Origin of the sequence: Blautia sp. AF19-1 (assembly GCF_003479155.1) — a bacterium.
GTDB classification, from domain to species: Bacteria; Bacillota; Clostridia; order Lachnospirales; family Lachnospiraceae; genus Fusicatenibacter; species Fusicatenibacter saccharivorans.
Window position 1 is genome coordinate 43,082 of record NZ_QUGQ01000003.1, and the last position, 12,824, is coordinate 55,905.

At 52.8% G+C, this 12,824-nt stretch carries 11 protein-coding genes; 2 read left to right on the top strand and 9 right to left on the bottom strand.

What is annotated here, in order from left to right; all coding sequences use genetic code 11:
- The first annotated feature begins 160 nt into the window (after nucleotides 1–160).
- Entirely contained in the window at nucleotides 161–2,026 is a 1,866-nt protein-coding gene (locus DWX26_RS02400) for a beta-N-acetylhexosaminidase (RefSeq protein ID WP_118600703.1), read from the top strand.
- Between the two features lie 74 nt (nucleotides 2,027–2,100).
- Here the strand turns inward: DWX26_RS02400 and DWX26_RS02405 are convergent, their stop codons facing one another.
- Complete coding sequence (locus DWX26_RS02405; RefSeq protein ID WP_118600705.1) at nucleotides 2,101–3,429, bottom strand: CCA tRNA nucleotidyltransferase; 1,329 nt, start codon at nucleotides 3,427–3,429, stop codon at nucleotides 2,101–2,103.
- A 141-nt stretch (nucleotides 3,430–3,570) separates the two neighbouring features.
- Here DWX26_RS02405 and DWX26_RS02410 point away from each other — a divergent pair, with 141 nt between their 5' ends.
- On the top strand, nucleotides 3,571–4,980 hold the full coding sequence (locus DWX26_RS02410) for an AI-2E family transporter (RefSeq protein ID WP_158568320.1): 1,410 nt from the start codon (nucleotides 3,571–3,573) through the stop codon (nucleotides 4,978–4,980).
- 75 nt (nucleotides 4,981–5,055) lie between these two features.
- Here DWX26_RS02410 and DWX26_RS02415 read toward each other — a convergent pair whose 3' ends face one another.
- The 8 genes from DWX26_RS02415 to DWX26_RS02450 all read right to left on the bottom strand — a co-directional run bounded on the left by DWX26_RS02415 (nucleotide 5,056) and on the right by DWX26_RS02450 (nucleotide 12,819).
- A complete protein-coding gene (locus DWX26_RS02415; RefSeq protein ID WP_118600709.1) occupies nucleotides 5,056–6,525 on the bottom strand; it encodes a glycoside hydrolase family 30 protein in 1,470 nt (489 codons plus the stop codon).
- 113 nt (nucleotides 6,526–6,638) lie between these two features.
- On the bottom strand, nucleotides 6,639–7,538 hold the full coding sequence (locus DWX26_RS02420; protein ID WP_055264852.1) for an AraC family transcriptional regulator: 900 nt from the start codon (nucleotides 7,536–7,538) through the stop codon (nucleotides 6,639–6,641).
- A 94-nt stretch (nucleotides 7,539–7,632) separates the two neighbouring features.
- Nucleotides 7,633–8,121: a deoxycytidylate deaminase gene (locus tag DWX26_RS02425; protein WP_022462096.1), complete on the bottom strand. Its 489-nt coding sequence runs from the start codon at nucleotides 8,119–8,121 to the stop codon at nucleotides 7,633–7,635.
- A 43-nt stretch (nucleotides 8,122–8,164) separates the two neighbouring features.
- Nucleotides 8,165–8,794 carry a uracil phosphoribosyltransferase gene (gene upp / locus DWX26_RS02430; protein WP_022462095.1) on the bottom strand — a complete coding sequence of 210 codons (630 nt, stop codon included), beginning with the start codon at nucleotides 8,792–8,794 and terminating at the stop codon, nucleotides 8,165–8,167.
- Between the two features lie 24 nt (nucleotides 8,795–8,818).
- Nucleotides 8,819–9,262: a ribose 5-phosphate isomerase B gene (gene rpiB, locus DWX26_RS02435; RefSeq protein WP_055218692.1), complete on the bottom strand. Its 444-nt coding sequence runs from the start codon at nucleotides 9,260–9,262 to the stop codon at nucleotides 8,819–8,821.
- A complete protein-coding gene (locus tag DWX26_RS02440) occupies nucleotides 9,259–9,717 on the bottom strand; it encodes an arsenate reductase/protein-tyrosine-phosphatase family protein (RefSeq protein WP_055218690.1) in 459 nt (152 codons plus the stop codon). Before DWX26_RS02440 ends, rpiB begins: the two co-directional genes overlap by 4 nt.
- Nucleotides 9,718–9,719: 2 nt before the next feature.
- Entirely contained in the window at nucleotides 9,720–10,769 is a 1,050-nt protein-coding gene (locus DWX26_RS02445; protein WP_022462093.1) for an L-threonylcarbamoyladenylate synthase, read from the bottom strand.
- Between the two features lie 100 nt (nucleotides 10,770–10,869).
- Complete coding sequence (locus tag DWX26_RS02450) at nucleotides 10,870–12,819, bottom strand: fructose-1,6-bisphosphatase (protein WP_118600711.1); 1,950 nt, start codon at nucleotides 12,817–12,819, stop codon at nucleotides 10,870–10,872.
- Between the last annotated feature and the right edge of the window lie 5 nt (nucleotides 12,820–12,824).

Here is a 12,824-nt window from a genome sequence, read left to right on the forward strand (position 1 = left end):
GTTTTTTCTTTCATCCCAAAAGCAATGTTGAAAGTGTTTTCTTTTTCTCTTATTTTATTGTTTTTAATTTCACCGCATGGTAAAATATTCCAAACTTGACAGGATGAAAAACACCTGTTATGGGGTTCTCTAAAATCATTTTATTTTAAGGAGGGTTTTTATGATTTTCTTACCACAGCCATCTTCCCTTTCCTACGGAGAGGGCACCTTTACAATTCACTATGACAGCCGCATTTTTCTCGATTCCGAGAGCCCGGCTGAGCTTTTTTCTGCAGCACAGCTTCTGCAGCAGGAGATTGAGACACAGACGGGATTCCGTCCTGCCATCTGCCGCCGTCATCAGCCGGTGGGATCACACCTGATCTATCTGACTGCCTCTCCGGAATTATCCCGTGAGGCTTATACCCTCGCTGTCACACCGGAAAACATCACGATCTGCGGATCTCTGGAAAGCGGCGTTCTCTACGGCGTGCAGACACTCCGTCAGATGATCCGCCAGGCAGGTGCTGTTCTTCCAACCGTCCTGATCTCCGACAAACCGGCCATGGAAAACCGCGGCTTCTACCACGATGCGACCCGCGGACGTGTTCCGACGCTTTCCTATCTGAAACAGCTTGCCGCCACCTTGAGCTTCTATAAAATCAATCAGCTTCAGCTCTACATCGAGCACAGCTATCTCTTCGACGATCTGACCGAGATGTGGCGCGACGATACGCCGCTCACTGCAGAGGACATCCTCGAGCTGGACCGCTACTGCAAGGGACTTGGCATTGATCTCGTTCCGTCGCTTGCAAGCTTCGGCCATCTGTACAAGCTGCTCTGCACGAAATCGTATGCACATCTGTGCGAACTGGAAGGCTCTGCTTCGGCTCCGTTCTCCTTCTATGACCGCCAGGCGCACCATACGCTCGATATCACAAACCCGGAGAGCCTCTCCCTTGCCAAACACATTCTTTCCGAATATATGCAGCTCTTCTCCTCGAAGTATTTCAATCTCTGCGCGGATGAAACGTTTGACCTTGGAAAAGGGGCTTCCCGCGCACTCGCCGAGGAAAAGGGAACCACCGTCATCTACACCGAGTTTGTGACAGAGCTTGCCAACTATATCACTGAATCCGGCCGCACGCCGATGTTCTGGAGTGATGTCATCAGCCAGGAGCCGGAAGCTTATCATCTCCTGCCGAAGAACCTGATCTGCCTCCACTGGGATTATGCGTCAAATGTTTCATCGGAGCGTCTGACCCGCCTTGCCAATTCCGGTGCCGAGCATCTGTATGTGTGCCCGGGCGTACAGGGATGGAACCAGCTCATCAACAAGTATCATGAGGCGTATGAAAACATTTCCAGAATGGCGCGCTACGGCCACGAATGCCATGCGATGGGACTTCTGAACACTGACTGGGGCGATTACGGCCACATCAATCACCCGGACTTCTCCCGCATCGGCATGATCTACGGCGCGGCGTTCTCCTGGAATGCAGACATTCTGCCGGAGGAGGAAATCAACCGCCAGATTTCCGTGCTGGAATTTGGTGATGCTTCCGGAAAACTCGTTTCCGTGCTCGATCTTCTCTGCCATCAGGATGCGTATCCGTGGCGCACTGCCGTTATGGTACAGGAAGCACTCGAACTGCATCAGGACAAAGAAGAGGCTGCCGAACTGCTCCGCTCCTGCGCGGAAGGCGATGCGGATGCAGCAAATGCTTCAATCGACGCGCTCTGCGCCGTTCTGTACGAGAAAGCCGGCACCGTCCGCCCGGAGAACCGTCCGATGATCTATGCGTACCTGCTCGCCGCAGACGGCCTGAAAGTGCTGAACCGCCTGCTGCCGTTCCTGCGCGCTTCCCTTCTTTCCGAGGGTACTCTGCCGGAGAAAGAAGACTGTTTTGCACTCGCCGGAGATCTCGAACGGTGGCTGCACAGCTATAAAGAGCTGTGGCGCACCGTCTCCAAGGAGAGCGAACTGTACCGCATTGCCCATGTGTTCTGCTGGTATGCGGATCTGCTGCGTGATCTGAACGCATAAAACCAGCAAAAAACAAAAGAGAGCCGGGGACGGATTGTTCTGTCCCCGGCTCTCTTTTGTTTGCCGTTTTGGCTTTACAGCAGTGTTTTTACGTACTCTGTCAGGTATTCTTTTGTATTCTTCGCCGGATCTTTCATCACTTCTTCCAGCGCCGCGTTCAGGCATTCGCCGATTTTCGGGCCTTTTGGGACACCGAGCTCCATCAGATCTTTGCCGGAAACGGCCAGCATTTTCAACGTAAAGCAGTCGCCGTTATCGAGAATTTCTCTGACGCACTCCCTTACCTTTCCGATCCGTTCCAGGGTTTTCTCCCGCTGGTACAGGCTTTTGGCCATCGTATCGGCTTCCTGCACGATCATCAGTTTTTCGAACAGCTCCGGGCCGAGTTTGTTCAGAATACGGCGGATCACCGGTTTCTCCGGAGCCATGCGGCAGTCATGCCAGCGGATCAATGCTGCGACCTGGCGGATGGTTTCGTTGTCGAATTTCAGACGGCGCAGAATCGCTTTCGCCATTTTCTCCCCCGCCGGTGCGTGGCCTTTAAAATGATCGATGCCGGCCTCATCCGTTGTGCGGCACGCCGGTTTTGCAATGTCGTGGAGCAGCATCGTCCAGCGCAGAATCGGATCTGCCGGAACGTGCTGCAGAGCGGCAATCGTGTGCTCACCAACATTATAACAGTGGTGCGGATTGTTCTGCGGCGTTTTCATCAGTTCATCAAACTCCGGCAGCACAATTTTTGTAATACCCGCCTCATAAACGGCCTCCATGTACTCCGGCCGCTTCGAGATCAGCAGTTTATTCAGTTCCACACGGATCCGCTCGGCGCTGATTTTTTCAAGCGTCGGCGCGAGTGCTATGATGGCATCCAGTGTTACCGGATCGAGTTTGAAGCCGAGCTGTGCGGAAAAGCGGAGGGCGCGCAGGATCCGCAGTGCATCCTCACTGAACCGCTCGGTCGGATTTCCGACACAGCGGATGACTTTGCGCTGTAAATCCCTGATTCCATCGAACAGATCCACAAGCCCCTCTTCGTTGTTGTATGCCATCGCATTGATCGTAAAATCACGGCGGCGCAGATCCTCGGCGAGGCTGGAGGTAAAGACCACTTCTTTCGGATGGCGGCCGTCCTCATACTCTCCGTCGATGCGGTACGTCGTGACCTCGTGCGCGCCGCTTCCGGCCAGAACTGTTACCGTTCCGTGCTCCAGTCCCGTATCCACGGTGCGGTCAAAAATTTCTTTTACCTGCTGTGGGGAAGCAGAGGTTGTAATATCCCAGTCGTCCGGCTCCCGCGCAAGAATCGTATCGCGCACACAGCCTCCGACCGCGTACGCCTCGAAGCCTTTCGCATGCAGGGAATCGATTACCATATTTACGCTTGGCGGCATTTTTATCTTCAAATTTGTTATCTCCTTTTTCTAAATCTGCTTTTCCAGTATAGCAGTTTCCTTTTTTTCCCGCAAGTGTGGTTGCGGTTGTATTTTGGGGATTGCATGTGTATAATAGAGGTTAATAAAATTCGAAAGGGGATTTACATTTTTATGAAACTGGATCGTTACCGAAAATATGTCCGGACCGGCGTTACTGCCTTTCTGGTACTTGCAGCGTCCATGATTTTTTACTACCTGCTCTTCCACCAGACTTCTGTGCGGACCGCCTTTCACAATGTCCTCGACATTCTCTCCCCCCTGATTGCAGCCCTGATTCTCGCCTATGTGATCAGCCCGATCATTAACTTCATAGAACAGCGGATCATCGCCAGACTCTTTGCCCGGCACGGAAAAACACAGTCGGTACGCTGCAAAAAGCTTGTGCGGGCGCTTTTGATTCTTCTGACGTACGTCGCCATGCTTTTCGCGCTGTACGGACTCATTGCGACCCTGATCCCGGAGCTGTTCTCAAGTATCACAAACATTGTCTCCAACTTCTCCAACTACGCAAACAACATTCAGGATTTTGCCACAAAAGTGCTGGCGAATTACCCGGAGATGCAGCAGACGGCAGACCAGTACATCTCCATGTTCTCCGCAAAGCTTTCCAACTGGCTGACCAATGACCTGATGCCGATGCTCCGTACGTTCCTTCTGAACCTCTCCGGACAGCTCGTCAACATGGTTACGTTTTTCAAAAACATTCTGCTTGGCGCGATCGTTGCGATCTACATGCTGTACAACAAGGAAAGCTACATTGCCAAGCTGAAAAAAGCAGTCTACGCGCTGCTCGGTCTGGATCACGGAAATGCCGTGATCCGCGACTGCCAGTATGTGAACCAGGAATTCAGCGGATTCCTTGTTGGAAAAGTCATCGATTCGATCATCATCGGTGCCATCTGCTATCTTGTGACGAGCCTGATCGGCACCCCGTACGCACTGCTGGTCAGCGTAATCATCGGTGTGACGAATATCATTCCGTTTTTCGGCCCGTTCCTCGGCGCCGTTCCGTGTCTTCTGCTGATCCTTCTGATCGACCCTCTGCAGGCACTGTATTTCCTGATTTTCGTCGTTCTCCTGCAGCAGTTTGACGGAAACTTCTTAGGACCGAAAATCCTCGGCGAGACGACCGGTGTGTCCAGCTTCCTTATCATCATCTCGATTCTGATCGGAGGCGGCTTCTGGGGTGTCTTTGGCATGATCATCGCCGTTCCGGTCTGTGCCATTATCTGCACGGTCTGCCGCAACTTCGCCAACCGTCGTCTTGAAAAACATCACCTGCCGGATGACGATGCGTTTTACTTCCACATGGACCACATTGATCCGGAAACGAGACAGGCGATCCCATATCAGAAAAAGAAGATCGACGAGGCCGAAGTCTTCCACTTCCCGGGCTACCGGCTGCGCAAAGCGCTGACAAAGCTGGCCACGGAAGAGTCTCCGGTTGATGCGCCGTATACACCGGCAAAGCCTTCGACCGAAGAGAAAAACTCAGATTCTTCCGATTCCGATCAAAAATAAATCGTATCTTACAAAAATGCCTTCTGTACAGACTGTTTCCATTCTGCACAGAAGGCATTTTTTTATTTTTGCTTTTTATTTCTCGATTACAACCGTGCTGAGTGTCTCTGCCGGAAGATCGACACGCATGATATGTCCGTTGACACGCAGGAAGCAGCCGGAATCCTCTTTTGTGCGGTTCAGCAGGATCACAACGTAGCTTCCGTCCGGATTGACTGCGGCCGTTACATCCAGGTTTGCTCCGTATTTGCTCCAGCCGATGCGTTTTGCACCCGGAGCAATATATTTGGAAATATGGCCGATGTAGTGGTACATGATCGGTTTGCGGTAATGGAAATCATCATCCACAATCAGACCTGAGGTGAATCCCATCGGTACGTGGCGCGGGCCGCCGTCTTTGTCTACGAGGAAGTTCCAGTCAATCCAGCGGTTCATGCCGGCGTTCAGGTTTCCGATCATATCGTGTGCATAATCTGCGGCGTCAAGGTAATCGACGTACTCTGGTGTCTGGAAGTTCACCGGTCCGAAACCACCGTCGCCAAAACCGATTCTGCCCGGCATGTGAAGGGCACAGCACTCGGAAAGCATGAAGGTTTTGTCCGGGTATTTCTGTTTCATCAGCTCAACAGCCTCGAAGTGGTCGCCGGAATACCAGTGGAATGCGATACCGGCTACCATGTCCATGGTCTCCTCGTCAAGGACGGTCAGAACGTGCTCGATCATACGCTCTTTGTTGTGATCCCAGATGAAGATGCCGATCTTGTCCGTCAGGCCTGCTTTTTTCATCTCCGGATACAGATAATCTTTCAGGTAGGTTTTGGACTCTTCCGGTGTCCATACGCAGCTGTCCCAGGTGGTAGCCGCTACGGTCTCGTTCTGCAGGCTCAGCATCGTCACCGGGATTCCCTCATCGAGGTATGCCTGCAGATATTTTACGACATATTTTGCCCAGCTTCCGTAATACTCCGGTTTCAGGCTGCCGCCGTGGTTTCTCTGCGGAATCTCTTCCGGAACCGGCATTCCCATTGCACCGTAAACAGTAGCATCATTCTTTGCGATCTTCGGTGCAGTTTTCCACTGATACGGCGGAGACCACGGGCTCATCAGAACACTGATCGGCTCTGCGGAGATTTCGATGGCTTTTTTCAGCATCGGAAGGACATATTTGCGGTCGCGGTCGATCGAGAAGGTTGCCAGATCCGGGTCTGCGATCGGGTCTGCGACTGCCTGATACTCCTCAAGGGAATAGTCACAGCTGTCGATCGGCACGCGGACAAATCTTGCATGAAGGCCGTCCGGTCCGAAAATATCCTGTAATGCCTGATTCTGTGTTTCCTCATCCATACGGGACAGCAGGTATGCGCTGCTCTCGGTCATGGCGCCGCCGAAGCCCTCGATGGTCTGGAACGCAAAGTCCGGATACAGGTTGATGACGTTCGACTCAATCATTTTTACGCTCTTGGACTCGTCTTCCGGTGCCAGCGCTTTTTCCCAGGTTTTTGCTTCCCCTTTTACATGGTACGTTGTAATCTGTTTTGCTTTCATTTTCCACACTCCATTTTTCACATGTTTTGCGGCATTTACTGAAAATCCGCTGTTTCATGCTTCCACTATACCATGCTCTCTTCTTCTTGTTTAGTGCCTTTTTCGGCAGAAAATTAGGGCATTTCCGCTTTTCTGATTCTTACCCACTGGCCCATCGGGCGGTCTCCTTTTTCCTTTTCATACCGCTTCTGCATTTCCTTCATGCTGCAGCCGTACCGCTCCTTAAACAGACGCGACACCGACTTGTAGTTTTCGCAGCCGTGTTTCGGCAGAAGTTCCATGATCCGCGCCTCGGGATGCTGCAAGTCGCGGCAGATCCGGTCGAGCCGGATTTCATACAGATACTGGTAGACCGTCAGACCGAGGTACCGTTTCAGAAGCTTCGACAGATAATTCGGCGTATAACCAAAGTGCTCCGCGACCTGCGCCACCGTCAGCTTTTTGGCGTAATGCTCCTCAATATACCGCATGACCTCGCGGATCTGCTGTACGGCCTTCTGATTCTGCGGAATGTGTTCTTTTCCGATCCGCACCGCATAGTCCACCAGTAAGCGGTACAGCGCTTCAAGAAGAAGGCTGTCGAATTTTAACTGATACCCTTCTTTCTGCGCACCGTACACCTCGTCCATCTCCCGGAGAACTGCTTTGAATTCTGCGAGTTTTTGTTTTTCCGCCTCACTGGCCGGCCTTTCATCCACAACAAAGTAAAGATGATCGTAACGCTCCATGTACTGCAGCAGCATCTCGTACGGAACCTGCAGGACGATGGCCTGATTCGGATAGGCTGTCACGGCGTGGATCGTGCCGGAGTTGATGACGAGAAGTTCATCTGCCCCGATCTGCCGCTCGCCGCCGTCACCGAAACGCACTTTCAGACGGCCTTCCAGAAGATAAATGATCTCCAGATCGTTGTGCCAGTGCGGCGGGTTGCTGTAGCCGCCGTCGTCGATGCTGTGGAAAAAGCGGATGCCGATATCCCCGTTTGCCGTAATCCATTCGAAATTGCTCTCCATGGTGCCCTCCCGTTTCTTGTCTTTTCGTGTATACAGACGAAGCGCGTCTGAACTTTCTGTTCGTTCAGGCGCGCTCCTTCTATTATCTTTTCTGCTACAGGGACATGGTAATTTCCCGCCCTGTGCGGTGGTATTTCTGAAAAGTGACTCCGGACGCCTTCATCATCCGTTTCGATGCGATCACGGACGGGGTGTCCGCGTACTTGTCGCAGTCGTAGATCACCGTTTTGATTCCCGCCTGGATAATCGCCTTGCAGCACTCGTTGCATGGGAACAATGTCACATACAGCTTGGCTCCCTCGAGGCTTCCGCCGCGGTAATTCAGGATGGCGTTCAGTTCACTGTGCGTTGTGTAAAGATACTTGTTTTCCAGCGGATTTTCACTTGTCTTTCCCCACGGGAACTCGTCGTCCGAGCAGCCTCTCGGGAAACCGTTGTATCCCATGGACAGAATCTTGTTGTCCTCGCTCACAATGCAGGCTCCCACCTGTGTGTGCGGATCCTTCGAGCGCATACCGGCAAGCTGGGCAACTGCCATGAAATATTCATCCCAGGAAATATAATCCTCTCGTTTATCGCTCATACCCATTTCCCCCGTGTTTTCTTAACGTACTTTGCTTCCGCTCTTATTTCGTACCGAAGATACGGTCTCCGGCATCGCCGAGGCCTGGTACAATGTAGCCGTGCTCGTTCAGATGGTCATCCAGTGCTCCGACGAAAACATCGACATCCGGGTGAACCTCATGCATTTTCTCGATTCCTTCCGGAGATGCGATGATGCACATGAAGTGGATCTTCTTTGCGCCTTTTTCTTTCAGCATGGTGATGGCTGCCGTTGCAGAACCGCCGGTTGCCAGCATCGGGTCGGTTACAAATACTTCACGGCTTGCGATGTCTGACGGAAGTTTGCAGTAATACTCAACCGGTGCCAGGGTTTCCGGATCACGGTACAGACCGATGTGTCCGATTTTTGCTGCCGGAATCATAGCCAGCATACCTTCTACCATACCAAGACCGGCACGGAGGATCGGCACAACTGCCATTTTCTTTCCTTCGAGCTCTTTTACGGTTGTTTTGCAGATCGGGGTTTCAATTTCAACGTCTGTGAGCGGCAGCTCTCTGGTTGCCTCGTAGCACATCAGCATTGCAATCTCGCTGATCATCTCGCGGAACTCCTTGGAGCTTGTGTCTTTCTTTCTGATAATACCGATTTTGTGCTGGATCAGCGGGTGATCCATGATGACTGTTCTTGCCATTTTCCCTTCTCCTTTGTTTAAAATTTATTCATTTTCTCCTTCATGCTCAATCAAGTGAATCCGGCGTTCGTGACGCTCTTCTCCGGAAAATGGAGTGTTCAGGAAGGTTTCTACGATTTTGATTGCAAGGCCAGGGCCTACAACACGTCCTCCCATCGCCAGTACGTTGGCATCGTTGTGCAGGCGGGTTGCCTCTGCGCAGAAGCAGTCGGTGCAGAGTGCTGCACGGATTCCTTCCATTTTGTTTGCCGTGATAGAAATGCCGATTCCGGTTCCGCAGATCAGGATTCCCTTATCACACGTTCCGTTCTGGATCGCATGGCCTACTTTTCTGGCGTAAACCGGATAATCAACTGCCTCGTTGCTGTAGCATCCGAAGTCCTGATATTCCAGTCCCTGTTTGTCCAGATATGCTTTTACCTCCTGCATCAGCTCATATCCGCCGTGGTCGCATCCTAAAGCTATCATTGTTCTTCCTCCTCTTTCAGCCGCGCAAGAACACCTTCAATCAGGAATTCCAGCGCTTCATAACATTTTCCGTATTCGGTAAGCGGTTCCCCGTAAAGGGCGGGGATGTCTCCTGCCAGCCGCAGAAATCCGGCGATCGTCTGCAGATGGGGCGCATCCGGGAAGTCCTCACGGATCTTTTCCCTCTGACTGTCCTCCATCACAAGAAGCAGCGTGTCGTCGTTGATGTCCTCCGCGGTAAGCGGTGTGGTGGTGTGGTCTTTGGCCGAAAGCCCGTTGCGCGCAAGCACTGCCTCTACCTTCTGGTTGACCGGCTGCGGAAACAGAACGACAAGCCCGCGGGAACCAATTTCCATCGGCCACGGAAGCTCTTTGCTCTGCAGAATCGCCTTCGCCATCGGTGCGCGCGCGGTATCGTCCGCGTCCACAAATAAAATCCTGCTGTAATGTTTCACTGTTATACCTCTGCTACTTTGTGGCCTGCGGCTTTTAACAGGCGGTTCATGATCGCCTGCCCCATACGCGGGGTGTCGAAAGCCTCGGAATAAATCACCTCCACGCCGTCCTCATCGAAGTCGCGCAGAATCGCAAACAGGTGATGCGCGATCGTCTCATCTTCGGCGCGCAGCCCGATGCTCTTGATATCTCCTGTGGTGTACTGCTCCCGTGTCTCATCGGTGCAGATTACGCCCACTTTCTTTCCTGCCTTTTCCTGTTCTGCGGCAAGGCGGTTGATTTCCGGAATCACCCGTTCCATCTCGCCCTGGATAATCGTAAGGTCTGCCTTCGGCGCATAATGTTTGTAGCGCATGCCCGGTGCCTTCGGACGCACATGGCTGTCTTCCGCAAGGATTCCCGGATCGACACGCACGGTTCCAAGCACTTTTTCCAGCATCTCTTTGTTGTAATAGCCCGGGCGGAGAATCGTCGGAATCTCCTCTGTAAAATCGACGATGGTGGATTCGAGGCCGATCTCGGCGTCTCCTCCGTCGATGATACAGTCAATTTTGTCCCCAAGGTCCTCGATCACATGCTCGGCTTTCGTCGGGCTCGGCCGGCCTGATGTATTGGCGCTCGGCGCTGCGATGAAGCCGCCTCCGGCTAAGATCAGTGCGTTTGCCACTTTGTTGCTCGGGTAGCGCACGGCTACGGAGGTAAGGCCTCCCGTCGTCTCGAGCGGAACGGCATTTGTTTTCTCAAAAATCATCGTCAGCGGTCCCGGCCAGCATGCAGCTGCCAGTTTGCGTGCACTCTCCGGCACGTTTGCCGCTACGGTTTCGAGGTCCTCCATTCTTCCGATGTGGACGATCAGCGGGTTGTCCGACGGACGGCCCTTTGCCGCATAAATTTTCTCGGAAGCTTTGGCATCCAGCGCATTTCCGCCAAGACCATATACGGTCTCGGTCGGGAATGCCGCCAGACCGCCGTTTTTCAGAATCTCTCCTGCTTTTTCGATCGCGCTCTGATCTATGTTATCTTCTGTCATCCTGGCAATCCATGCCCTCATATGTTTCTTCCTTCTTTCCATCTGTTCCAGCGCACAGTGTTTCCATCTGCGCACACTGTTTTGATTATACCATTTTCCGGCGCAGTTGAAAACCCTTGATTTAAAGAAGCTCTTTTAACTGAGCCGTGCGGTACGCCTCGATCAGTTCCTTTAATTCACGGATGCGCTGCCGGATCTGCCGTCCCTGATCCGTATCGCCGACTAACTGGCGCTTCATGTTGTACCGCACCGCCACCTGGCGGGAGACAATATCCTTCTCCTCCTGGATTGCTTTTTCCGTCGATTCAAACGGCTCGTGCGCGGTGAGGCTGAGGCCGTACGAGTTGTAAATCAGCGTGTAACCCGCGATGCCGGTTTCTTTGTGGTACGCCCTGCAGAAGCCGCCGTCGATGATCAGCACCTTGCCGCCGCATTTGACCGGGCTTTCACCGGCACTCTGGTGTACCGGGACGTGGCCGTTGATAATATGTACATTTTCACCGGCAAGCCCGAACTCCTGTAAGATCCGGTCCGCCGTCTCCTCTTTCTCGATCAGGCGGTAATACGCGTTTTTCACCTCGGTCCAGGTCTCTTTTTCTGCGAGGAAATACCGCTCAAATGTTGTCATCTTGTCGCGGCCGTACAGCGGGGAATTCGGCGCGGTCCACAGATACCACAGCGTATTGCGGCCCTGCTCCCGTTTTTTCGGATCGCGGCTTACAAATGCGCGGCGCACGTTGTGCTCGAGGATATCGTACAGTGCTTTTCCCTTGTATTTCTTTCCGTCGACCTGTACCTCTTTTAAGGTGCCGTCCTCATTCATCGGCATGCAGCCGTGGTACAGCAGATTTCCATTGTAAACGCGGTAGAGGCTTCCTTTTTTGAGCAGGAAATCGACGTGCGCCTGCAGTTTTTCGCTGTTTCGGAAGGCGAAGATCAGCTTATCGAGCACTTCTGCCTCTTTTTCTGTCAGCTCGTCCGGATGCGCCGGGTCGATCGTCGGAAAGCTCTTGTCGCGCAGAGCATACGTTTTCTCCCCAATCGCCACCGTTCCGTTCTGGTAACCGATCTTTTCCAGCAGACGGCGGTTTTCCATGCCGTACTCCGGGTTCTCACGGATCAGACGGTTCTCGAGCTTTAACTGCATTACGGTGATGGCCTTGTGCATGCGGCGCTCCAGCATCTGCTGGGAATTTCCGCTGTCCTCGCCGCCTTTTGCGGCAAAGCATTCGCACGGATCATCGCCGTACGTCTCGAGAGCAAAGGTGGCAAGCGGAAGCATATTGATGCCGTAGCCGTCCTCCAGCACATCGAGATTGCCGTAGTGGAGGCAGATGCGGATCGTGCTGGCCACGCACGCCGGCTGGCCGGTCGCAGCGCCCATCCAGAGCACATCGTGGTTGCCCCACTGGATATCGAGGGAATGGTAATTCATCAGGCAGTCCATGATTTTATACGGCTCCGGACCGCGGTCAAAGATGTCGCCGATGATGTGGAGATGATCAACAACGAGCCGCTGAATCAGCTCTGCCACGGCAATGATGAAGTTCTCGGCGCTTCCGATTTCGAGGATAGTCTGGATGATCGCCTCGTAGTATGCTTCTTTGTCGAGCACCTCCGGCTTTTCGGTGATCAGCTCCTCGATGATATAGCCATAATCCGCCGGCAGGGCTTTCCGCACTTTGGCACGGGTGTATTTGGAAGAAACGATTTTGCAGACGTCGATCAGGCGGTACAGCATGACCTTGTACCAGTCATCGATGTCCTCCTGCTGCTTTTTCTCCATCTCCAGGCGCTCTCTCGGGTAATAGATAAGGGTTGCAAGCGCACGTTTTTCCGAAATGCCGAGCGTGTGGCCGAAGACATCGTCAATCTTCTTTCGCACGGCACCGGAACCGTTGCGGAGTACATGAGAAAAGGCTTCGTATTCGCCATGAATATCCGAAAGGAAATGCTCCGTGCCTTTGGGAAGGTTGATAACGGACTGCAGATTGATGATTTCGGTCGCTGCTTTTTCGATGGTCGGGTACAATTCTGCGAGATATTCCAGATAATTTTTTTCGTTTTCCATGAGGA

Coding starts and splice junctions, on each gene's coding strand:
- DWX26_RS02400 (WP_118600703.1), top strand. CDS start 161: ATGATTTTCTTACCACAGCCATCTTCCCTTTCCTACGGAGAGGGCACC.
- DWX26_RS02410 (WP_158568320.1), top strand. CDS start 3,571: ATGAAACTGGATCGTTACCGAAAATATGTCCGGACCGGCGTTACTGCC.
- DWX26_RS02415 (WP_118600709.1), bottom strand. CDS start 6,525: ATGAAAGCAAAACAGATTACAACGTACCATGTAAAAGGGGAAGCAAAA.
- DWX26_RS02420 (WP_055264852.1), bottom strand. CDS start 7,538: ATGGAGAGCAATTTCGAATGGATTACGGCAAACGGGGATATCGGCATC.
- DWX26_RS02425 (WP_022462096.1), bottom strand. CDS start 8,121: ATGAGCGATAAACGAGAGGATTATATTTCCTGGGATGAATATTTCATG.
- upp (WP_022462095.1), bottom strand. CDS start 8,794: ATGGCAAGAACAGTCATCATGGATCACCCGCTGATCCAGCACAAAATC.
- rpiB (WP_055218692.1), bottom strand. CDS start 9,262: ATGATAGCTTTAGGATGCGACCACGGCGGATATGAGCTGATGCAGGAG.
- DWX26_RS02445 (WP_022462093.1), bottom strand. CDS start 10,769: ATGAGGGCATGGATTGCCAGGATGACAGAAGATAACATAGATCAGAGC.
- DWX26_RS02450 (WP_118600711.1), bottom strand. CDS start 12,819: ATGGAAAACGAAAAAAATTATCTGGAATATCTCGCAGAATTGTACCCG.